General features: G+C 73.0%; 24 protein-coding genes, 1 tRNA gene and 1 pseudogene. 19 read left to right on the forward strand and 7 right to left on the reverse strand.

The genetic code is table 11. The annotated features are described in order from the left end of the window. Window positions 1-389 precede the first annotated feature (389 nt). From J2S41_RS36860 to J2S41_RS36905, 10 genes and pseudogenes are all read left to right on the forward strand, one after another. A complete protein-coding gene (locus J2S41_RS36860; protein WP_310375256.1) occupies window positions 390-902 on the forward strand; it encodes a hypothetical protein in 513 nt (170 codons plus the stop codon). A gap of 12 nt (window positions 903-914) precedes the next feature. Beyond that, entirely contained in the window at window positions 915-1607 is a 693-nt protein-coding gene (locus tag J2S41_RS36865; protein WP_310375257.1) for a TrmH family RNA methyltransferase, read from the forward strand. A 16-nt stretch (window positions 1608-1623) separates the two neighbouring features. After that, window positions 1624-2277 (forward strand): DUF6758 family protein, encoded by a 654-nt coding sequence (locus J2S41_RS36870; RefSeq protein WP_374728308.1) that lies wholly within the window; start codon window positions 1624-1626, stop codon window positions 2275-2277. Between the two features lie 116 nt (window positions 2278-2393). Then, a complete protein-coding gene (locus J2S41_RS36875; protein WP_198154052.1) occupies window positions 2394-2555 on the forward strand; it encodes a hypothetical protein in 162 nt (53 codons plus the stop codon). 73 nt (window positions 2556-2628) lie between these two features. Next, a pseudogene (locus tag J2S41_RS36880) lies at window positions 2629-3243 on the forward strand (PH domain-containing protein); the annotation flags it as partial. Window positions 3244-3336: 93 nt separating this feature from the next. Then, window positions 3337-4041: a SigE family RNA polymerase sigma factor gene (locus tag J2S41_RS36885; protein ID WP_310375262.1), complete on the forward strand. Its 705-nt coding sequence runs from the start codon at window positions 3337-3339 to the stop codon at window positions 4039-4041. Next, window positions 4038-5258, forward strand: a complete 1221-nt coding sequence (locus J2S41_RS36890; protein WP_310375264.1) for a hypothetical protein — start codon at window positions 4038-4040, stop codon at window positions 5256-5258. The genes J2S41_RS36885 and J2S41_RS36890 overlap by 4 nt, the downstream gene beginning before the upstream one ends. A gap of 22 nt (window positions 5259-5280) precedes the next feature. Beyond that, window positions 5281-6135, forward strand: a complete 855-nt coding sequence (locus tag J2S41_RS36895; protein ID WP_310375266.1) for a PHP domain-containing protein — start codon at window positions 5281-5283, stop codon at window positions 6133-6135. A gap of 28 nt (window positions 6136-6163) precedes the next feature. Continuing rightward, window positions 6164-6784, forward strand: coding sequence for a MarC family protein (locus J2S41_RS36900; RefSeq protein WP_310375267.1), 621 nt, complete (start codon window positions 6164-6166; stop codon window positions 6782-6784). A gap of 89 nt (window positions 6785-6873) precedes the next feature. After that, window positions 6874-7737, forward strand: coding sequence for a RecB family exonuclease (locus J2S41_RS36905; RefSeq protein WP_310376799.1), 864 nt, complete (start codon window positions 6874-6876; stop codon window positions 7735-7737). A gap of 484 nt (window positions 7738-8221) precedes the next feature. Here the strand turns inward: J2S41_RS36905 and J2S41_RS36910 are convergent, their stop codons facing one another. After that, entirely contained in the window at window positions 8222-9100 is an 879-nt protein-coding gene (locus tag J2S41_RS36910; RefSeq protein ID WP_310375268.1) for an oxygenase MpaB family protein, read from the reverse strand. 25 nt (window positions 9101-9125) lie between these two features. Next, window positions 9126-9554 (reverse strand): Fur family transcriptional regulator, encoded by a 429-nt coding sequence (locus tag J2S41_RS36915; RefSeq protein ID WP_310375270.1) that lies wholly within the window; start codon window positions 9552-9554, stop codon window positions 9126-9128. 159 nt (window positions 9555-9713) lie between these two features. On the opposite strand from J2S41_RS36915, the gene J2S41_RS36920 reads away from it, so the two are divergent. Beyond that, a complete protein-coding gene (locus J2S41_RS36920) occupies window positions 9714-10181 on the forward strand; it encodes a DUF2231 domain-containing protein (RefSeq protein WP_310375271.1) in 468 nt (155 codons plus the stop codon). Here the strand turns inward: J2S41_RS36920 and J2S41_RS36925 are convergent. After that, window positions 10178-10477 (reverse strand): translation initiation factor 2, encoded by a 300-nt coding sequence (locus J2S41_RS36925; RefSeq protein ID WP_310375273.1) that lies wholly within the window; start codon window positions 10475-10477, stop codon window positions 10178-10180. The two genes, J2S41_RS36920 and J2S41_RS36925, sit on opposite strands and share 4 nt — an antisense overlap. Window positions 10478-10560: 83 nt before the next feature. Here J2S41_RS36925 and J2S41_RS36930 point away from each other — a divergent pair, with 83 nt between their 5' ends. Then, window positions 10561-10743, forward strand: coding sequence for a hypothetical protein (locus J2S41_RS36930; RefSeq protein ID WP_310375275.1), 183 nt, complete (start codon window positions 10561-10563; stop codon window positions 10741-10743). An 83-nt stretch (window positions 10744-10826) separates the two neighbouring features. On the opposite strand, the gene J2S41_RS36935 is transcribed toward J2S41_RS36930, so the two are convergent. Both J2S41_RS36935 and J2S41_RS36940 read right to left on the reverse strand, forming a co-directional pair. Then, window positions 10827-11171 (reverse strand): FmdB family zinc ribbon protein, encoded by a 345-nt coding sequence (locus tag J2S41_RS36935; protein WP_310375277.1) that lies wholly within the window; start codon window positions 11169-11171, stop codon window positions 10827-10829. 118 nt (window positions 11172-11289) lie between these two features. Next, entirely contained in the window at window positions 11290-11916 is a 627-nt protein-coding gene (locus tag J2S41_RS36940) for a 5-formyltetrahydrofolate cyclo-ligase (protein WP_310375278.1), read from the reverse strand. Window positions 11917-12002: 86 nt separating this feature from the next. Here J2S41_RS36940 and J2S41_RS36945 point away from each other — a divergent pair, with 86 nt between their 5' ends. From J2S41_RS36945 to J2S41_RS36975, 7 genes are all read left to right on the forward strand, one after another. Then, on the forward strand, window positions 12003-14198 hold the full coding sequence (locus J2S41_RS36945; RefSeq protein ID WP_310375279.1) for a GGDEF domain-containing protein: 2196 nt from the start codon (window positions 12003-12005) through the stop codon (window positions 14196-14198). A gap of 51 nt (window positions 14199-14249) precedes the next feature. Continuing rightward, window positions 14250-15179, forward strand: coding sequence for a UTP--glucose-1-phosphate uridylyltransferase (locus tag J2S41_RS36950; RefSeq protein WP_310375281.1), 930 nt, complete (start codon window positions 14250-14252; stop codon window positions 15177-15179). After that, the gene (locus J2S41_RS36955; RefSeq protein WP_310375282.1) at window positions 15176-16498 is read left to right on the forward strand and encodes a molybdopterin molybdotransferase MoeA; all 1323 of its coding nucleotides are present in this window, start codon (window positions 15176-15178) and stop codon (window positions 16496-16498) included. Before J2S41_RS36950 ends, J2S41_RS36955 begins: the two co-directional genes overlap by 4 nt. Window positions 16499-16502: 4 nt before the next feature. Continuing rightward, on the forward strand, window positions 16503-17147 hold the full coding sequence (locus J2S41_RS36960) for a GNAT family N-acetyltransferase (protein WP_374728222.1): 645 nt from the start codon (window positions 16503-16505) through the stop codon (window positions 17145-17147). Between the two features lie 123 nt (window positions 17148-17270). After that, window positions 17271-18155, forward strand: a complete 885-nt coding sequence (gene sepX, locus J2S41_RS36965; protein ID WP_374728223.1) for a divisome protein SepX/GlpR — start codon at window positions 17271-17273, stop codon at window positions 18153-18155. Window positions 18156-18239: 84 nt separating this feature from the next. Next, window positions 18240-18313, forward strand: a tRNA-Ala gene (locus tag J2S41_RS36970). A gap of 130 nt (window positions 18314-18443) precedes the next feature. Continuing rightward, window positions 18444-18905 (forward strand): hypothetical protein, encoded by a 462-nt coding sequence (locus tag J2S41_RS36975; protein WP_310375285.1) that lies wholly within the window; start codon window positions 18444-18446, stop codon window positions 18903-18905. A 138-nt stretch (window positions 18906-19043) separates the two neighbouring features. Here the strand turns inward: J2S41_RS36975 and J2S41_RS36980 are convergent, their stop codons facing one another. Both J2S41_RS36980 and J2S41_RS36985 read right to left on the reverse strand, forming a co-directional pair. After that, window positions 19044-19343, reverse strand: coding sequence for a hypothetical protein (locus J2S41_RS36980; protein WP_310375287.1), 300 nt, complete (start codon window positions 19341-19343; stop codon window positions 19044-19046). Window positions 19344-19875: 532 nt separating this feature from the next. Beyond that, window positions 19876-20214, reverse strand: coding sequence for a hypothetical protein (locus tag J2S41_RS36985; RefSeq protein WP_310375289.1), 339 nt, complete (start codon window positions 20212-20214; stop codon window positions 19876-19878). Window positions 20215-20427 lie beyond the last annotated feature (213 nt).

A 20427-nucleotide genomic window follows, 5' to 3' on the forward strand; every position in this document is an offset into this window, starting at 1 on the left:
ACGGTGAGTATTGGGAGCGTTCCCGGGTAACCGCTCTCGCACAGGCTGTCCGACCTGCGGGAGCCGCTTGAGGTAGGGATATCCCTTGCCGTTACACTGTGTCACGCCTCACGTGACAACACGATAGGTTACGTCTCGAATAGATAACTGTCGCCAAAACAACTAGCTTGAACTCTTCCATTGAATACGGACGGTGAGGCAAAATCTTCTCCAACAGAGCGTGGGCGGCGGGTGCCGGGGAGGGCCCCGCCGCTCATTGCGTCCGGAGAAAGTCGACGCGTGACGTCACCGCTCCATCTCCGGAACACTCCCGGCGAACCGCCGTACTCCCCGTTTGACCGAGGGCGGCACCCGTGTGGCCATATGCTGGCGCGTGGGAGGTCGTCGCCATGCCGAGCCCGTCCGCATCCGAACGCCGCCGGTTCGCCGCCCGGGCCCCGGCGTCGCCGATACCGGCGCCGCAGTGGGCCCTCCTGGTCCGCCTGCCCGGCCGCGTGGTGATCGCGGCCACCTCCGCGCAGCACGACTCGCCCGGCCGTACCGTCGCCGAGGGACTCGCCGGGCTCGCCGCGATCGCCGCCGGCCGCGCCTCGGACAGCGACCTGGTCCGGGCCGTGGTGGCCGCGGTGTACGCGGAGACCGAGGACGGCGCGCCGGACGCGCAGGAGTTCACCGACCCCGGGGCCGGGCTCGCCGCGGTGCTGGCCGCCAGCCGGGAGGCGGCCCGGGTGCTGGCCGAGCACGCGGACCCGGCCGACTCCGCCGCGTACCGGCAGTGGATCCAGGCGATCGCCGCGAAGGTCTGCGCCGCGTCCCGCTCCGGCCACCTCGCCGGCCCGCGCGTCTCCGCGGACGAGCGGCGTTTCCTGACCGACCTGGGGGCCGCGCTCGGGCTGGTCTAGGGTCTGGACCCCGTGGAGTCCTCTTCGTCCGATCCGGCCGCCGAGCCGCAACTGGAGGTGGGCGTCGGGCCGTGGCCCGGCCCGTGGCCGGACGATCCGCGCTACGACCCGGAGCTGCTGGCCGGCGGCGACCGGCGCAACGTGGTGGACCGCTACCGGTACTGGCGGCGCGAGGCGGTCGTCGCCGACCTCGACCGGCGCCGGCACGGGTTCCACGTCGCGATCGAGAACTGGCAGCACGACCTGAACATCGGCACGGTGGTGCGCAACGCCAACGCGTTCCTGGCCGCGGAGGTCCACATCGTCGGCCGCCGCCGCTGGAACCGGCGCGGCGCCATGGTCACCGACCGCTACCAACACGTACGGCACCATCCCACGATCGAGGATTTCACGGCGTGGGCCCGCGCGGCGGAGCTGCCCGTGATCGGCATCGACAACCTGCCCGGCGCGCGCCCGATGGAGTCCGAGGTGCTGCCGCGCCGCTGCGTGCTGCTGTTCGGCCAGGAGGGCCCCGGGCTGTCCGATGTCGCCCGTGACGCCTGTGACCAGGTGTTCTCCATCGCGCAGTACGGCTCGACCCGGTCGATCAACGCGGGCGTGGCGAGCGGCATCGCGATGCACGCCTGGATCCGCGCCCATGCCGTCCCGGTCGGGGACGAAAAACCCGATTCGCTTGACGCCGGGGGCGGCGGGCACGCACCGTAGTGCTGTGGGCGTGACGGTGAGTTGTCCCCGGTGCGGGGGCTCGGTCAGGCCGCCGGACCTGATGCACCCGGACTGGCGGTGTGACCCGTGCGGCCCGGTCACCCCGCTGCACGTGGCCGAGCACATCGGCCCCGAGATAGTGGAGAGTGTGACCGCGCACACCGCGAACGGCCGCTCGCACGTGCCGCTCTGGTGCCCGTGGCCGCTGCTGCCCGGCTGGACCGTGACCGGCGTCGGCTGGGCCGGCGACGAGCGGACCGGCGTGCGGGCCACCACGCTGGCGTGCAGCGGACCGGCCCCGCTCGGCGACGGCCCGGCGGACATCGTGCTGGTCGCGGAGGAACCCGGCGTCGGCCTGGGCACCCGGCTGGCCGGCCTGCCCGGGCTGGACTGCGGTGAGCTGCTGCGTTCCGCCATGGAGGGCGCGGCCGGCGCGCACGCGAAGATCAAGGTCGGCGGGCACCCCACTCCACTGTGGGTCGTCAAGTCACCGGCCGACCGCAGCGCGTACGCCGGAGAAGCGCGTGGGATGTGGCTGTATGCGGTAGCCTGGCCCGCGAGCGCGGGTTACCTCTTCGCCGAGCATGTCGTTCTTCACGATCTGTCGGAGTGGGTGCCACCCGAGCTTGTGTACGGTGCTCCATCTCCGTACCTTCATGGACGGGCGTGAGCGCCTGAGTGAATGGTCCGGCGTTGGGTCATTCGTTCACAGCCAGAAGCGCAACTGATACTCTGAGTGGGCGGCGCACAACGGTATCTGACCGCCGCGGAGGGGGATGGCCCGCAATGTCGCCAAAGAAGATCCTCACCTGGCTCGGAATCGCCTTTCTGATCTTCTTCGTTGCGTTCCGGCCAAACTCGGCAGCCGACGTGTTCCAGTCTCTGGGCAGCACGATCGGCGACATCGCACAGGGCTTCAGCGAGTTCTTCACCAGCCTGGTCGCCTGAGCCGGTCATGACGACGGCATCGAGGCCTCCCGGCCCCGACGATGGGTACATCGCACCCGAGTTCGAGGCCGAAGAGTTCGAGGGGCTGCGCGTCGACTCCTCCGGCATGCCGCTGGGGCCACGCCGGGTCCTCCCTCTGGAGGACGAGCCCACCACCCTGGTCGCCCGCTATCTCTTCCCGACCGAGCGCTACCGGGGCGAGTGGAAGCGGCACTGGGTTCACCTGTGGACACCGCTGCTGATCGGTGCCGCGGCCACGTTCCTGCTCGGCTACCTCTCCGGCTTCCTGGCCAGACAGGAGCAGGCGAGCGGGTTCACCACGGTCGCGGTGATCGTCTGGCTCGGCGTCATGGGCTGGGTGGCGTGGAAGGTGGCGGACTGGTACTTCGACCGCTTCATCCTGACCAACAAGCGCGTGATGGTCGTGAACGGCATCATCACGCGCAAGGTGGCGATGATGCCGCTGGCCCGGGTCACGGACATGAAGTACGAGCAGTCACCGGTCGGCCGGATGCTGAACTACGGCACGTTCGTGCTGGAGTCGGCCGGTCAGGACCAGGCGCTCCGCGAGGTCAAGCACCTGCCGAACCCGAACGAGCTCTACCTGCGCGTGGTCGAGGAGATGTACGAGCCGCAGGCCGTCGAGGCCCGGCTCGGCAAGAACGCGGACCCCGGCGACGACGCCTGATCCCGCCCGGATATCAGCCGTTCGCCCATAGATATCGCTCCCCGCGTCGTGTGAGTCTGTCTGGGACGGCTTGCCACGCGGGGGAGGGTGACGATGGAGGGCGACTCGGAGGCGGCGCCGGTCAGCGCCGACCGGGACCTGCGCGTGGTCGCCGACAGCGTCGACGACGAGTTCCGCGACTTCGTCTCCGCCCGCTCCGGCGCGCTGCTGCGCACGGCGTACCTGCTGGCCGGCGACTGGGCGACGGCGGAGGACCTGCTGCAGACCGCGCTGACCAAGACGTACCTGGCCTGGCGCCGGCTCGGGCGGATCGAGGCGGTCGAGCCGTACGCGCGACGCGTGCTGGTCAACACCGCCACCAGCTGGTGGCGCCGCCGCTGGCACGGTGAGCGCCCCACCGAGGTGCTGCCGGAGCGCGCGGCACCGGACGAGATCGAGGCCCAGCTGGAGCGGGACGCGCTCTGGCGGCACGTGCGGGCGCTGCCCACCCGGCAGCGGGCCGTGCTGGTGCTGCGCTTCTACGAGGACCTGTCCGAGGCGCAGACCGCCGCGATGCTGAACATCTCGCCCGGCACGGTCAAGAGCCAGACCTTCCGCGCGCTGAACGTGTTGCGCCGGCGCCTGGTCGCGGAGGGCATCGACCCGGACTCGGGCGTGCCGGTGCCGGAGCCCGCCGCCGAGGCCGCGCCGCGCCCGGAGCCGGTGATCACCACCCGGCCGCTGCCGGCCCGCCCGGCCGCGCCCACGCCCACCGCGCTGTCCGAGGTCCGCCGGCAGCTCGCGCGGGAGAGGCGGTGAGCCCGGTGCTCGAGGACCGGCTCCGTGACCTCTTCGCGGCGACCACGCAGAGCGTGCCGTCCGCGGACGACCCCGCGGCCCGCGCCATGGCCCGGGGCCGGGCGATCCGCCGCCGGCGGCTGACGGTCGCCGCCGCGGCCGCGGCCCTGCTGGCCGGCGCGTCCGTCTACGGGCTCGGCACGCTCGGGCCGCGCGGCGGAGCGCCCACGGTCATGCTGCCGAACGGCGCGCCGGTGGAGGCGTCCAGCGCCGCGCCGCCGGCCGTGGCCGAGGCCGACCGCGGGCCGGACGGGTCCGCCACCGCGGAGCAACGCGACATCGGCGGCGAGCCCACCGGGCTGGAGCTGGACGTGCGCGTCGGTGACCAGCTGTGGACCACCGGCGGGTCGGTGGTGACGCTGGCCGGCGTGGGGAACGTCACCCGGGCGTACCGGGTGCCGATCGGCTGGGTCTACGGCGGCGAGCACGGCGTCCGGCTGCTGGTGCTGGAGGACGGCAGCACCAAGGCACTCAGCGCGCGCGGCGACGGCTGGGCGCTCGACCCGGCCGGCGAGCGGATCGCGTTCGTCGCGGACGGCCGGCTGCACGTCGGCGCCGTGACCGTGGACGGCCTGGCGGTGACCGGCGGCGCACCGATCGCGGGGGAGGTGTACCCGGCCGGCTTCGTCGGCGACAGCGTGCTGATCCGGGCCGGCGACGGGGCGTACGCGCTGCTCGATCCGGCCGCGCCGGTCGAGCCGGCGGTCAACCCGCGGGTGCTGACCGTGCTCGGCCCGCGCGCCGACGGCGCCGTCACCGCGCTGGTCCGCGAGGAGGGCGGCGACCGGGTCTGCCTGGCCCGGCTGGAGGCGGCCGCGCCGGAGCTGAGGATCGGCACGACCGGCGGGTGCGCGCTCGGGCTGACCGTGGACGGCGACTCGGGCGTGCGGCTGTCCGCCGACGGCAGCCACCTCTACCAGGCCGGCGACGACGGATTCCGGCTGATCGACGTGGACGCCGCGATCGGCGGCGCCGGCGGCACCGTGGACTGCGCGGCTGGGACCGGCACCGCGCCGGTCTGGATCTCCGCGGACGCGCTGCTGGCCGGCGCGGACGGCACGGCGGTCACCTGCCGGGTCGACGGCGTGCGCGGCACGGTGGCGCTGCCCGCCGGTGTCGGGGCGAACTGGCAGTACGTGCCGCGGCTCGGCGGGCTTCCGGGCTCGCGTACCCGGTAGATGTCTGATGCAGACTTTGTAGGTGACCGCACCCCGTATCGACCTGCACACCCACTCCACCGCCAGTGACGGCACGCTGCGCCCGGCCGAGCTGATCCGGGCCGGGGCCGCCGCCGGGCTGACCGTGATGGCGATCACCGACCACGACACCACGGCCGGCTGGGCGGAGGCGGCCGGCGTGCGCCCGGACGGGCTGACGCTGATCCGGGGCGCGGAGATCTCCTGCCGCTGGCACGGCGCGGAGCCGGGGATCGGGCTGCACCTGCTGGCGTACCTGATCGACCCCGCGGACGCGGCGCTCACCGGCGAACTGGCCCGGGTGCGGGCCGACCGGGAGCGGCGCGGCGAGGCGATCGTCGATCTGCTGCGCGCCGACGGCATCGACGTGAGCTGGGCGGAGGTGATGGAGTACGCGGCCGGCGGCTCGGTCGGACGCCCGCACATCGCGGCCGCGCTGATCCGGGCCGGGCTGGTCGACACCACGTCGGAGGCGTTCGGGCCGCGCTGGCTCGGCCGCCGCTACCGGCTGCCCAAGGCCGACATCGACGTCTTCACCGCGGTACGGCTGGTGCGTGGCGCCGGCGGCGTACCGGTGCTGGCCCACCCGCGCGCCACCCGGCGCGGCCGGATCGTGCCGGACTCGCTGATCGAGGAGCTGGCCGGAACCGGGCTGTTCGGCCTGGAGGCGGACCACGAGGACCACTCGCCCGAGGAGCGCGAACACGTGCGGCGGCTCGCGGACCGGCTCGGCCTGGTGGTGACCGGCTCGTCCGATTTCCACGGTACGCACAAGACCGTGGCGCTGGGCGCGTTCACCACCGCGCCCGAGGTGCTCGACAAGATCGTGGCGGCCGGCACCGGAGTCCCCCCGCTCTGACCAATGTTGATCACGGTAGCGTGATCATGTGGACTTCAAGCTGCTCGGCGAGGTCTTCGTCACGCTGCTGGTCATCGTGGACCCGCCGGGAATGGTGCCGATCTTCCTGGCCCTGACCGGCACGCTGCCGAAGCGCGACCGGCGCCGGGCCGGGCGACAGGCGGTCGCGCTGGCCTTCGGCGTCATCGTGGTGTTCGCGCTGCTCGGCCAGACGCTCCTCGACTACCTGCACGTCGACCTGCCCGCGCTGCAGGGCGCCGGTGGGCTGCTGCTGATCCTGATCGCGCTGGAACTGCTCACCGGCAAGACCGACGACACCAGCGATCGGCAGGCCACCTCGAACGTGGCGCTGGTCCCGCTGGGCGTACCGCTGCTGGCCGGCCCCGGCGCGATCGTCGCCACCATGCTGTTCGTGCGGAACGCGGAGAACTCGGCGGACTACGTGGCGATCGGCGCCGGGATCGTCGCCGTGATGGGCGTGGTGCTGCTGGTCCTGCGCTTCTCCGACGTGATCGTGCGGGTCCTCCGGCCGGGTGGCATCGAGGTGGTGACCCGGATCGCCGGCCTGCTGCTGGCCGCGATCGCGGTACAGCTCATCGCGGACTCGGTGGCCGCGTTCGTGGCGGAGTACGCCGACCACGCGCGGTAGCCGTCGTACCCTCCTGGCAGGATCGAGGGGTGCGCAGGTCTTCCTCCACCGGCCGGTCCGCGGTGCCCGAGCAGCTCGGGTTCCCCGGCATGCCGCAGCGGCTCTTCGTCTGCACGCCCAGCAAGCTCGGCACGTACACGGACTGCCCGCGGCGCTACCGGTACGCGTACGTCGACCGCCCCACGCCGCCGAAGGGCCCGCCGTGGGCGCACAACTCGCTCGGGGCCAGCGTGCACACCGCGCTGAAGAACTGGTTCGACCTGCCCGCCGACCGCCGCCGTCCCGGCGTGCTCCCGACCCTGCTCAAGGCCACGTGGGTACGGGAGGGATACCGCGACGTCGAGCAGGAGCGCGCCGCCTGGCGGGCCGCGCTCGCGTGGCTGGACGGCTACCTCGCCGGCCTCGACCCGGCCTTCGAGCCGGTCGGCGTCGAGCGCGTGGTCGCCGCCCGCACCGCCGTGCTCGCGCTGAGCGGCCGCGCCGACCGGATCGACGCCCGGGTCGGCCCCGACGGCCGCCGCGAGCTGGTCATCGTCGACTACAAGACCGGCCGCGGCGGCGCCGACCCGGACGACGCACGCGGCTCACAGGCGCTGGCGCTCTACGCGTTCGCCGCGGAGAAGGTCTTCCACGCCCCCTGCCACCGGGTCGAGCTGCACCACCTGCCGACCGGCGTGGTGGCCGCGCACGAGCACACCGACGAGTCCCTGGCCCGCCAGGTCCGCCGCGCCGAGGAGACCGCCGCCGACATCATGGCCGCGGAGGCCGCCGTCACCGAGGGCGCCGACCCCGACACGGCCTTCCCCACCACCCCCGGCCGGCTCTGCTCCTGGTGCGACTTCCGCGCGATCTGCCCGGCCGGCTCCTCCGCCGAGCCGAAGCCCCCCTGGTCGGCCGTCGAGTCGACACTCCGCCCCGACCCGTCCTCCCGCCCCACCCCGGCCCCGGACTGACCGCCGCTGGCTCCCCGGCACGCCGCCGATCGCGACTGATCACCGACTGATCACCGTCTGCTCTCCGGGCGCGTCTCTGATCGAGGTTGACCGCGGCCGGCCCCGGCGCGTCCCTGATCGGGACAGGCCGCCGGCCGCCGCTTCTGGCGCGCCGCTGATCGGGACTGACCGTCGGCCGCTTCGCGCCTGCGTGGCCTGGCCGGCCAGCGGACGAAGGGGCGTCCTGATCACCATTCCGTCCGATACTTCCCGGCGCGGACGGCCGGCGAGCCGCGTTCGCCCGCCGATTCCGTGTGGTGCCGCGTGGTCGCCGCGTCCGTGGTCGACGGCATCGGTCCGGCCGGCTTTGCTCTGCTTACCTGAACGAACCCGACCAAAGTGCTCGCCGGGACGTCACTCGCGAGTGGCGGTTTGTGGGTGATTCGTCCAGGTAAGCAGAGCAAATGCTGCCGGGAGGGCGGCGCCGGGTCGAGGCGGCGGGGGATCAGGCGGGGGTGGGGATGCCGAGGCGGGCGGCGCGGGCGAGGGCGGCCTTGTGGTGGGGGCTGGTGTAGAGGCGGCGGGGGAGTTGGGTGAGGGCGAGGTTCAGGGCGCGGGTGCTGAGGGCGGCGGTCAGGTCGGTGGTGGGCAGGCCGGGGAGTCCGTAGAGGCGGCGGGCCCAGGGTGGGAGCAGGGAGACGGCGAGGCCCGCTATGCCGGTGTAGAGCAGGCGCGGCGGGCCGAGGTTGACCAGCAGTCGCAGGGGGAGGCCGCCGAGCAGGGAGGTGCCGGGGGTGGGGATCGGGGGCGCGCTGAGGAACGCGAACGTGGAGGCGGCGTCGGGGGTGATGCGCAGCTCGGGGCGGATCTCGGCGTAGTAGTCGGCGACCTCGGCGACGGTGCCGGGGACGGTCGCGGGGTCCAGGCCGATCAGGGCGGCGGCGCGGCGCTGTTCGGCGTAGTAGCCGTCGGCCTCGGCGGGGGTGAGAGGGAGTCCGGCGCGGAGGGCGGTGGTCAGGAACGACTCCACCTCGGCGACGTGCACCCAGCGCAGCAGTTCGGGGTCGTCGAGGCGGAACTCCTCGCCGGTCAGCGGGTCGGTGGCGCGCATCGCGGCGTGCCGGCGGCGGACGCGCCGGGCCGCGGCCTCGGCCTGCGCGGTGGTGCCGTAGAGCACGGTCACCACGTACTCCGAGGTGCGGCCGAGGCGGCCCATCGGATCGGCGCGGTACGACGAGTTCTGCGCGACGCCCGCGATCGCGCGCGGGTGCAGCGCCTGGAGATAGAGCGAGCGGAGGCCGGCGACCAGCATGATCGGGCTGGCGTGGACGCGCCAGCTCACCGAGCCGGGACCGAACAGACCGAGGTCGTCGTCGGGATCCATCCACCAAGACTACGGCGGGGAACGCTCACCGATCGGCGGAGCGGCGGGACTGGCAGCCGGGGCAGAGGCCCCAGAACGTGACCTCGGCCTCGTCCACCTCGAAGCCGGCGGTGTGGTACGGCTCCAGGCAGGGCGCGTCGCCGACCACGCAGTCGACGTCCGCCACCTCGCCGCAGCCGCGGCAGACCACGTGGTGGTGGTTGTCGCCGGTGCGGGCCTCGTAGCGCGCGGGGCTGCCGGCCGGCTCCAGGCGGCGGGCCAGGCCGGCCCGGGAGAGCGCGCCGAGCACGTCGTAGATGGCCTGGGTGGAGACCGAGTCCAGGCGCAGCCGCACCTGCCGGGCGATCTCCTCGACCTCCAGGTGGCCGCCGCGGGCGAGCACGTCGAGCACGGCGAGCCGCGGGCGGGTGACCCGCAGGCCGCGCATTCGCAGCTGCTCGTCGGCGGTAGGCATCCAACCATGACAACACGTCGCTGCCTGCCGCTCAAGACGCTCGCTCACAGGTGGTGCTCACGGACACATCAGCGGATTACCAGAGAAGATCGGGAACCGGACCGATCAGGCGGTGACTTTGTTGACGTAGCAACCGGACGTACGGCCTGAGGAGTCATCGTGTTCGAGACCATCAACGGCATGCCCGCGCATGTGCTCATGGTGCATGCGGCGGTCGTCTTCGTGCCCCTGCTCGCGCTCGGCGCGATCGTCTTCGCGGTATGGCCGGCGGTGCGCGGCCGGATCGACTGGGCGGTCGCGCTGCTGGCCGTGGTCGCGCCGCTGTCCGCGCTGTTCTCGATGCTCTCCGGCAACGCGTTCTACCGCATGCGGGAGGCGGACGGCACGCCGGAGCAGTTCCTCGACCAGATCGGCGTGCACGCCTCGTACGGCCAGCGGACGTTCGTCTTCTCGCTCGGCCTCGCCGTGGTCACCGGCGCGCTGCTGTTGCTGACCCGCCGGGCCACCGGCCCGAAGGCGCTCTCCATCGGGCTGAGCGTGGTGGCGGTGGTGCTGGCCGTGGTCACCGGCTACTTCGTGGTGATGACCGGCGACTCCGGCGCGGCGATGAGCTGGAAGATCTCCTAGAACAGCACCCGCCCGCAGACCGCGCACAGCGCGATCACCATCACGACCAGCGCGCCGATCCCGACGCCGTAGCTCAGGCCACGCGCGCGGGACTCGGCCTCGTCGATCGCGGCCGCGTCCTGGCGGGGCAGCCGGCGCGGCGGCGGGGACGGCCGCAGCATCGGCGGACGCCAGCCGGGCGGCGGGGGCTGCTGCGGCGGCGGCCCGGTGTACCCGGTCTCGGCCGCGGACGGCGGCGGGCCGGAGACGTCCCGCCAGGGGCTGTGGTCGTCGGGGGCACCGCTGGGGGTCGTCACGTCATCCGACGCTACCAACGCGCCATCCGGACGACCCACCTGCGGGGGACACCGGACATCCGCGGGTGGGTACGCTGGTGCGCGTGAACCCGGAGCTTGAGCCGCGCGCCGGCATCGACGACGAGCGCACCGTCGACCTGGTCGACGACGACCTGCCCGTGCTCCCGGACCAGACGTCCGACGACACGGACCGTGGCTGGGGAGAGTACGGCAGCGGTGGCAGCAACGACGACCGCCTGCTCGAGGACCGGCCGCCACACTGGTGACAAAGTTATCCACAGGCCGGGGAGACCTGCCTGTGGATAACGTGTGGATCTGTGGATAACCCGCGCGTTCTGTGGACGGCGGGTTACGAGGCGCTGGCGGCCGGGCTGCTGGACGTGGTCGTCGAGGAGCTGGTCGACGCCGCCGCGGGCTTGGCCGCGCCCTCCGACTTCGACTCCGTCTTCGTCTCGGACGACGAGGACGACGCCGCCGCGCCCGACTTGCCGGACTCGGACGAGGACGAGGCGCTGCCGCCACGTGAGTCGGTGCGGTAGAAGCCCGAGCCCTTGAACACGATGCCCACCGAGTTGAACAGCTTGCGCAGGCGCCCCTGGCAGGCCGGGCACTCGGTCAGCGGGGCGTCGCTGAACGACTGCACCGCCTCGAGCTGGTGGCCGCACTCGGTGCAGGCGTACTGGTAGGTGGGCACGTTCCCCTCCGGAGGATCATCGGCTCAGTGACGTCCGAGGCAACGCCGGGTTGGCACTCGGGAATTCCGAGTGCCAATGATCCGTCATCGGGGCGCCCTCCGTCCAGCGAGGCGGCGCTCACCCGAGCCGGACCAGCCCCCCGGACGGGGTGATCACCGCCTGGACGCGCCGATCGTGCGGTTCGCTGGGCAGCTCGTCGACCAGCTCGCCGTCGTGCAGCAGCGCCACGACCAGCGCGGACGCGCACCTGGTGAGCGCGCGGTCGTAGGAGCCGCCGCCGCGGCCGAGCCGCACGCCGCGCCGGTCCACCGCGAGCGCGGGCACCACGACCAGCGTGGCCTCCGCGATCGCGGCCGGCCCGCGCCGCCGCCCGCTGGGCTCACGCAGGCCGCGGGCGCCGACGGTGAGCGACGCCGGCCCCCCGTACTCCGCCCAGTCCAGGTCGAGATCGCGCAGCAGGATGGGCAGCAGCAGCGTCCCGTGCGGGCGCAGCATCCGGGAGAGCGAGTCCGGCAGGTCCGCGCCGCCGGGCTCCGCGCCGACCGGCACGTACGCGGTGGCCAGGGCCGGCCGTTCCGCCTCTATCAGGTCGCTCAGCGCGCGGCGCACCCGCCCGGCCGCGGCCCGGCGATCGTCCTCCGGCAGCGCCCGCCGGGCGGCCAGCACCCGGTCCCGTACCGTCGTCTTGAGCGCCCGGTGATCGTTCTCCCGCGCGAGGTCGTCTTGATCCGAAAAATCCGGCACGCAACACTCCAGCCACAACCCCGGCATTCGGGGCGTCCTGTGCCAGCATCGCAGCTAACGGGCCCGGCGTCATGGGGGGAGAGGCGGTGACCCTGCGCGGACGGTTGACCTCCGCCTTCCTCTCGGTGGTGCTCGGCCCGGTGCTGCTCGGTGCCGTCTTCGTCGGCGGCGCCGTCGACGCGCTCGGCCGCGACCGCGCGCAGGAGCGGCTCGACCTGGCCGCCGAGGCGGTCCGCGGTGCGGTCGGCGGGCTCTGCGGACGGCTCTCCGCCAGCGCGGACGCGCTCGCCGTGCTGCCCGACCCGGCCCAGCGCGCCGGCCTGGCCGCGCGGGTCGTCTCCCGCGGGCTGGCCAGCGCGGTCCAGGTGGTGGACGGGACCGGCGCCCCGCAGTTGACCACCGCGAACCTGCCCGCGTCGCCGTGGGCCGACTGCGCCGCGCCGGGCAGCGCCGAGGCGCCGCCGCGCGCGATCGCGGCCCGGGTGGAGATCCGCGACGCGTTCGGCCTGCGGGTGGCCGTGGTCTACGTGGTGCAGGCGGTCGACGAGGGCCTGGTCCGCCGGCTGTCCGCCGCGACCGGCGGCGGCGTCACGCTGATCGAGGACCCGGACGGTACGGCCGCGCGCGGCGCCGCGGAGCCCGCGGACCGGGCCGGACTCGCCTGGCTGACCGGCGGTGGCAGCGCCGCCGACGGCGACGGCCGGTACGTCCGCCGCCTCGGCCCCGCCCCCGGCCAGCCGCTCCCGCTGGCCGTCTCGGTGCCCGGCCCGGACCGCCGTGACCTCTTCGCCGTGCTTCTCGGCATCGTGGTGCTGGCCGGCGCGCTCGCCGTGCTGGTCGCGGCCGCGCTGGCCCGCTCCACCACCCGCCCGCTGGCCGAACTGGTCCGCGCCGCCGACCGGGTGGCCGGCGGCGACCTGGACGCGCGCGTGCCGGTGCGCGGGCACGACGAGGTGGCCCGGCTCGGCGGCGCGTTCAACCGGATGACCCGGGAGACGCAGGCGTACGTGCAGGCGCTCACCGCCGGCCGCGACCAGTTGCGCCGGCACCTGCGCACGCTCGGCGAGACGCTCTCCGGCACGCACGACCTGGACCGGATTCTGCGCGTGCTGCTGCGTACCGCGATGGTCGCCACCGGCGCGCGGGCCGGCCTGGTGCTGCTGCACGACCCGGAGACCGGCCACCTGGTCGGCCGCTGCGCGGACGGGCTGGGCGACCGGACGCCGCACGCGGAGCCGGCCGCACTGCGGATCGCGGTCGGGCGTGGCCTGCTCGGCTCCGTGGCCGCCACCGCGGAGCCGCGCCGGGGCCGGGTGCACCCGGACGGCGCGCCGCTCTGCCCGGAGGAGCCGCGCTGCCGGACGTACGTGGCGGTGCCGTTCCGGCCGCCGTACGACGACGCGGCCGGGGAGGCCGGGCCGGCCGCGAGCGGCGTGCTGGCGCTCTACGACCGGCTCGGCGCGGACGACTTCGACGACGTGGACCTGGGCACGCTGCGCACGTTCGCCGGGCAGGCCGCGGTCGCGGTGGAGAACGTACGGGTGCACGAGGAGGCGCAGCGGCTCTCGCTCACCGACCCGGTCACCGGACTGTGGAACTACCGCTACCTGCAGGAGTCGATCCGGCGCGAGGTGGAGCGGGCCAGCCGGTTCGGGCGCACGCTGGCCGTGCTGGTGCTGGACCTGGACCACTTCAAGGCGGTCAACGACACGTACGGGCACGCGGTCGGCGACGCGGTGCTGGTGGAGTTCGCCCGGCGGGTACGGTCCGGCCTGCGCGAGGTCGACCTGGCGTTCCGGCAGGGCGGCGAGGAGTTCGTGGTGCTGCTGCCGGAGACCGACTCCGACGGCGCGGCCACGGTCGCGGAGCGGCTCGGCGCCGCGGTGCGGGACAGCCCGGTGGCGGTCTCCGAGCGGCTGCGGGTGCCGGTGACGGTCTCGATCGGGATCGCGGTCTACCCGCGGCACGGCGGGCACGCCCAGCGCGTGCTGGACGCGGCGGACGAGGCGGTCTACGCGGCGAAGGCGGCCGGCCGGGACACCTACCGGATCAGCGCGCCGCCGCCGGCCGCGCGGGCGCCACGGGCCGGCGTGTCGTCGGCCACCATCCCGGCCGTACCGCTGCTGGCTCTTGATTTTGATCGGGAATCCGAGCTTGATGTCCGTCTTAATCCTGTTTCGGTGGCGGGTGAGGCCGATGGGGCAGATGATGAGGGGGCAGCCGCGACTCCGTCCGGCGTGCCGTCGGGACCGCAGACGCCGCGGCAGAGCCGTGGCCGATAGTCTCGCGGCATGTCGGACCCCACCCTCAGCGAAGGTGCCGTGACCCGAGCCATGACCACGACAGACACCCCGCAGGCCGCCTCCGGCCGCCGAGCCGTCAAGGCGGTCATTCCCGCCGCCGGACTCGCGACCCGGTTCCTGCCCGCGACCAAGGCCGTCCCCAAAGAACTCCTGCCCGTGGTCGACCGGCCGGTGCTGCAGTTCATCGTGGAGGAGGCCGCCGCCGCCGGCATCACCGACGTGCTGCTGGTGACCGGGCGCGGCAAGACCTCCATGGTGGACCACTTCGACCGCCGCCCGGACATCGAGGAGCGGCTGCGCACCAAGGGCGACGACAAGCGGCTGCACGAGGTCCGGCGCACCAGCGACCTGGCGGACATCTACACGGTGCGCCAGGGCGAGCCGCTCGGCCTCGGCCACGCGGTCGGCACCGCCGCCTCGCACGTCGGCGAGGAGCCGTTCGCGGTGCTGCTCGGCGACGAGTTCGTCGAGGAGGACAAGCCGCTGCTGCCGGCCATGCTGGACCTCCAGGCCCGTACCGGCGGGATCGTCCTGGCCTTCATCGAGGTGCCGGACGACGAGGTCTCCCGGTACGGCATCGCCTCCGTCGCGCCGGCCGAGGGCTACGAGGAGCACGGCGACGTGGTCCGGGTGACCGGCCTGGTGGAGAAGCCGAAGAAGGAGGAGGCGCCGAGCAACTACGCGGTCGTCGGCCGTTACGTGCTGCCCGGCCGGATCTTCGACGTCATCAAGGAGACCAAGCCCGGCAGCGGCGGCGAGATCCAGCTGACCGACGCGATGGCCACGCTGCTGGCCGAGGGCACGCCGGTGCACGGCATCGTCTACCGCGGCACCCGGTACGACACCGGCATGCCGCTCGGCTACCTGCAGACCGTGGTCCAGCTCGCGGCCAAGCGGGAGGACATCGGCCCGGCGTTCCGCGCCTGGCTCGGCGACTACGTCGGAGGACAAACCGGATGACTGCGACGGCCGACGCCGAGGCGGCCGCTAACGAGCTGACGCCACTCGCCGACTACCTGGGCAGCGTGCTGCGCAGGTTACGGCCGTTGCCTCCGCTCGACCTCGACCTCACCCAGGCGTACGGGAACGTGCTCGCCGAGCACGTGACCAGCCCGCATCCGGTGCCCGCGTTCGACCAGGCGGCCATCGACGGGTACGCGGCGCGCTGGGAGGACATCGCGGCGGCCGGCCGCAGCGGTTCGCACCCCGCCTTCGGCATGCACGAGGGCAGGGTGCCGGACCCGCGGCCGGTCCGTCTCAACGTCGTCGGCGACCTCGGCGCCGCCAGCTGGCGCCCGGTCCGGCTCACGCCCGGCGCGTGCTTCTCGGTCGCGGCCGGCTCGCCGCTGCCGATGGGCGCGGACGTGGTGGTGCCGGTGCCCTGGACCGACCAGGGCATGGCCGCCGTCGAGATCTACCAGGCCCCCAAGCGGGGGTACGGGCTGCGCCGCGCCGGCGAGGAACTGCCGGCCGGCTCGGTGCTCGCCCGCGCCGGCTCCTACGTCAGCCCGGCCCTGGTCGCGGTGTTCGCCGCGTCCGGGATCGGGCACGTGGTGGTGCGGCCCAGCCCGCGCGTGGTCGTGGTCGCGACCGGCGACGAACTGGTCGAGGTGGGCCGCGCCAGCCAGCCCGGGCAGGTCGTCGACGCGAACTCGCACGCGCTCACCGCCGCCGCGGTGGAGGCGGGCGCGCTGGCGTACCGGCTGGGCATCTGCGACGACGACCCGGAGGGCCTGCGCGCGCTGCTGGAGGACCAGACGCTCCGCGCCGACCTGCTGATCACCACCGGGGGTACGGGTACCGGCCCCGGCGACATGGTCCGCCGCATACTCTCCCGGCGTGACGTCGGGCGCACCGGGCCGGTCACGTTCACCGATGTGGCGCTCTATCCCGGCACCGCGCTCGGGTTCGGTACGGTCGGTGCCGAGGAGGTACCGATCATATGTCTGCCCGGGGACCCAGGCGCCGCGCTGGTGGGTTTCGAGGTGCTGGCCCGGCCGGCCATCCAGCTGCTGGCGGGCGCGGAGCCGGTGTTCCGGCCGAGCGTGCGGGCGCACCTGCTGGAGACGGTCTCGTCGCCGGCCGGCCTGCGCGAGTTCCGGCCCGCGCACGTGGCCGAGCGGCGCGGCGGGGGCTACACGGTCCAGCCGCTGGCCGGTGGGCCGTACACGCTCTCCGGCATGGCCGAGGCGAACGGCCTGCTCGTCCTGGGCGAGCGGGTGACCAGCGCCGCCGCGGGCTCCACCGTGGACGTGTTGCTGCTCGACCGGCGGAGGTGACCGCGTGATCTGGGGGGAGACCCCCGGGTGGCCGGCCACGCTGTCGGACGGGCCGGTGCTGCTGCGGCCGTACCGGCGCTCCGACGCCGCCGCCTGGTCCGAGGTGCGCATCGCGAACCGCGCCTGGCTCACCCCGTGGGAGTCGTCGCCGCCCGGCCCGTGGAACGAGCTCAACTCCACCCGCGCGTACCGGTACGTGCTCCAGGACATGCGCCGGACCGCGCGGCGCGGCGAGAGCATGCCGTTCGCGGTCTGCCTGCGCGAGCCGGGCCGGCCGGAGCGCGTGGTCGGCCACCTCAACCTGGGCAACATCGTGCGGCGCGCGTTCTGCTCCGCGTACTGCGGCTACTGGGTCGACTCCCGGGTCGCCGGCCGCGGCATCATCCCGACCGCGCTGGCGCTCGCGGTGGACCACGCGTTCGGCCCCGGCGGCCTGCACCGCATCGAGGTCAACATCCGTCCGGAGAACAAGCCGTCCCGGCGCGTCGTGGAGAAGCTCGGCTTCCGTGAGGAGGCTTACCACGCGCGCTACATGCACATCGACGGCGCCTGGCGTGACCACCTCGGATACTCGCTGACCAGCGAGGACGTGGCCGCCGAGGGTGGTCTGCTGCGGCGCTGGCACCGGTTGAGCCGGCCCCCCGCATGATCTTTTTTACCGGGGTACGGTCGGCGCGCCGTACCGGTTTGCCCTCGGGCCACCCGTAACCTCGAAGAACTGGGACTTGACGGCGGCCTCGCGGTCGTCGATGGGGTGACGGGAGGGTTGAGGGTGCCGACCTCGGTGCTCCTCGCCGTCCTCGCTGCCGCCGGGCTGCTCGCCCTCGCGCCGGCGTTGGTTCGCCGGTACGACGCAACCGAGCGCCAGGTGGCGGAGCGGGCGCAGTCGACGGCCAGGGTGCTTGAGCGCCGCCGCCGTCGCCGCACCGTGCCCGGACGCCGCCCGCTCAACCCGCCACGGCACCTGATGCCGCCGGGTTCCGTGCCATTTTCGCCTGATAGTGCCGGTTTGTCCAGCTCCGTGGGGGTGGAGTCGTCCACGCCCGTCTCCGGCCCACCCGGCCCCGGCGGGCGGCGCGGCCGGCGCCGGTCACTGCGCCTCGTCCCGGACGGCGCCCGCCGCGCCCCACGGCGCCCCGCCACGCGCCGCCGCCACGCGACCGCCGTCACCCGGCGCCGCCGCGTCCTGGCCGCGCTCGCCCTCCTCAACGGCGTCCAGCTCATCGGCGTGGCCGTCGTCGGCCCCGGCTTCTGGATCAGCGTCTCGGTCACCGGCACCCTCCTCGTCGTCTACGTCGTGCACCTGCGGAACCGGGCCATAGCGGAACGCCGCCGGCGCCGCCAGGAGACCCGTGAGGCACTCTGGCTGGCCCGCCGGCAGGCCGAGGTGCGACGGGAACAGGAACGGCGTGCCGCCGCCCGCAAGGCCGACCGGCTCCGCCTCGCCGCACAACGCGAAGCGGTACGCCGGGCCGCGATGGGCCTGGACCGCGGCCCGGAGACGGACCTGCCCGCCGCGGCGGACGGCACCCCCGCGCCCCCGGCACCCCCGCCCCGCGGCGGCTCGGTGTCATACCGGCCACCGCCCGGGCTCCGCGGACGCCCCTACCAGGCCGGCGGCGGACCCGGCCAGATGCGGCGGCCAGACTCCGCGTGACACGCGGGGGGCGATTCGCGTGGGCGTCACGGGGCCTGTTAATGTTGTCCACGTTCCGCCAGCGGGAAGCCGCCAGGCGGGGTTGGGGCTGTGGCGCAGACTGGTAGCGCACCTCGTTCGCATCGAGGGGGTCAGGGGTTCAAATCCCCTCAGCTCCACGAGACTCTGGACGCCTCGTGTTCGCGGATTGCGCGAACCGGGGCGTCTCGTCATTTCTGCTCCGGGGCCGAGCCCCGGACGCCCCACGGTCCGGTGGGCGCGCTGAGTGCGGTGGGTGCGCTGAGTGCCGTGGGCGCGCTGAGTGCGGTGAGTGCCGTGGGCGCGCTGAGTGCGGTGGGTGCGGTGGGTGCACTGAGTGCGGTGAGTGCCGTGGGCGCGCTGAGCGCGGTGAGTGCCGTGGGCGCGCTGAGCGCGGTGAGTGCGGTGGGCGCGCTGAGTGCGGTGAGTGCCGTGGGCGCGCTGAGTGCGGTGGGTGCGGTGGGTGCACTGAGTGCGGTGAGTGCCGTGGGCGCGCTGAGCGCGGTGAGTGCCGTGGGCGCGCTGAGCGCGGTGAGTGCGGTGGGCGCGCTGAGTGCGGTGAGTGCGGTGGGCGCGCTGAGTGCGGTGGGCGTGCTAGGCGCGCTGGGGGTGCGGCGTGGGGTGGAGCGGTCGCAGGTGGGGCGGGGAAGCGCCGTCGGGGCATGTTGGATTGCCGAGGGGGAGAGGCTGATCGGGGTCGGCGGCGGGTGTGCTCCTCAGGTGGCGAGCTGAGGGGCGGGTGTTCGGAGTTGGCTGGGTTGTGGATGAAATTCGCTGGGCTGGCGAATTGGGTCTATGGCGGCGGTGATATTCGTCTGGTTTATGCCGTGGTCGAATGTGTGCGTCGCGTCGTTCTGAAGGGCCGAGTGGTCACGGTTGCGAGGACGGTGGGGGCTGTGACGGTAGAACGGACTTCGCTGTTCTGAACGCGGCTCCTATGAGGCTCGCCAAGGTCTTCTCCGAGATTTTCCCATCCTGGCGTAGTTGGAGCGCGCCTATGACGACAACGGAGACGAGGGCGGCGGTCAGCACGATGGGCAAGATCCACCAATCGACCGCCCGAGCCGCCACCAAACCGATGGCGGTCACGACAGTGAGGCATGTCAGGTAGAAGAGCCCGGCACGCCAAGGGGTTCCGGCGGCGAGCCGTTGCCGCTCGATCTCCTTCATCACCGCGATCACATCTTCGCTGTTGGCTCCGTGAATGGAGTAGCGGGAACGTGGCAGAAGACGTACGCCGCAACTGGGGCAATTGCCACGTCGTTGCTGTGGGCCGATGCCCGTTCCGCCACACGATCTACAAAATCCTTCAAGTGGCTCAGGCGGTGAAGCTTCGTCTTTAAACGCATTCGACATAGCTTCAGTATGGTATTGGCCGCAAGGGGAGATACTCGATGGTCTTGCGTGCCCGGCGCTGTCACTTGGGCGACGGGCCGGTGGATGGGAGCCGGGTGAGAGTGGCTCCACGAGACTCTGGGCGCCTCGTGTTCGCAGATTGTGCGAATCGGGGCGTCTCGCCGATTTCTGCTCCGGGCCGAACCGGGAAGACCCACGGTCCGGTGGGGGTGCCGGTTGTGCGGCGCGGGTGAAGCGGTCGCAGGTGGAGTGCGGAGGCGGCGTCCTGTGGCGCGCCGGATCTCCGAGGGAAGGGTGATCGAGGCTGGCGGTGCGCTCCTCGGTGGGTGACCTGAGGAGTGCATGTTCAGGTCTGGCTGTTTTGTGGGTGACTTCCGTTGAGCTGACGAATCCGGTCTATGACGGCCGCGACATTCTTTTGGTTTATGCCGTAGTCGAATGCGGTTAAGTGCATCGTCAATTCACTCTTGACGGCTATGGCCGTGCCCTCCGATGTCGGCGTTATGGTGCACACTACCTGTTCGCCGTAGGACAGGAAACTCCATCTCGTCTTGGCCGAAACGACGGACTCCCCTATCCGGATGGGAAGTTTGAGTCTGGGAAGGACGAGTAGGGCATCCTGGCACATCTTCATGGCTTCGGGCTTGCTCTTTGACGTGATAATGGTATCGGCGAAGCTTGTCATTATTCCAATCCAGGGGAAGCCGCACTGATTTGCCACTGTTTCGCAAGCGCGAAGAATTCACGTGAGGCCCGCGCCGATCTTGGTCTGGAGGATATACCCCACGGGCCTCGGAAGAAAAGAGAGGTGATGAATACCGCGATCATGGCGATATCGGTCAAGGCGTCGTTGGGAGTCTTCTATGTCGGGGCGGGCCCCGAGGGCGGCTGAGGAGCC

Source organism: Catenuloplanes atrovinosus (assembly GCF_031458235.1).
Classification (GTDB): domain Bacteria; phylum Actinomycetota; class Actinomycetes; order Mycobacteriales; family Micromonosporaceae; genus Catenuloplanes; species Catenuloplanes atrovinosus.

Excerpts from the sequence above, each read along its gene's own strand:
- J2S41_RS36860 (WP_310375256.1), top strand. The coding sequence starts at position 390 with ATGCCGAGCCCGTCCGCATCCGAACGCCGCCGGTTCGCCGCCCGGGCC.
- J2S41_RS36875 (WP_198154052.1), top strand. The coding sequence starts at position 2,394 with ATGTCGCCAAAGAAGATCCTCACCTGGCTCGGAATCGCCTTTCTGATC.
- J2S41_RS36885 (WP_310375262.1), top strand. The coding sequence starts at position 3,337 with ATGGAGGGCGACTCGGAGGCGGCGCCGGTCAGCGCCGACCGGGACCTG.
- J2S41_RS36905 (WP_310376799.1), top strand. The coding sequence starts at position 6,874 with ATGCCGCAGCGGCTCTTCGTCTGCACGCCCAGCAAGCTCGGCACGTAC.
- J2S41_RS36910 (WP_310375268.1), bottom strand. The coding sequence starts at position 9,100 with ATGGATCCCGACGACGACCTCGGTCTGTTCGGTCCCGGCTCGGTGAGC.
- J2S41_RS36915 (WP_310375270.1), bottom strand. The coding sequence starts at position 9,554 with ATGCCTACCGCCGACGAGCAGCTGCGAATGCGCGGCCTGCGGGTCACC.
- J2S41_RS36950 (WP_310375281.1), top strand. The coding sequence starts at position 14,250 with ATGACCACGACAGACACCCCGCAGGCCGCCTCCGGCCGCCGAGCCGTC.
- J2S41_RS36955 (WP_310375282.1), top strand. The coding sequence starts at position 15,176 with ATGACTGCGACGGCCGACGCCGAGGCGGCCGCTAACGAGCTGACGCCA.
- J2S41_RS36980 (WP_310375287.1), bottom strand. The coding sequence starts at position 19,343 with ATGAAGGAGATCGAGCGGCAACGGCTCGCCGCCGGAACCCCTTGGCGT.
- J2S41_RS36985 (WP_310375289.1), bottom strand. The coding sequence starts at position 20,214 with ATGACAAGCTTCGCCGATACCATTATCACGTCAAAGAGCAAGCCCGAA.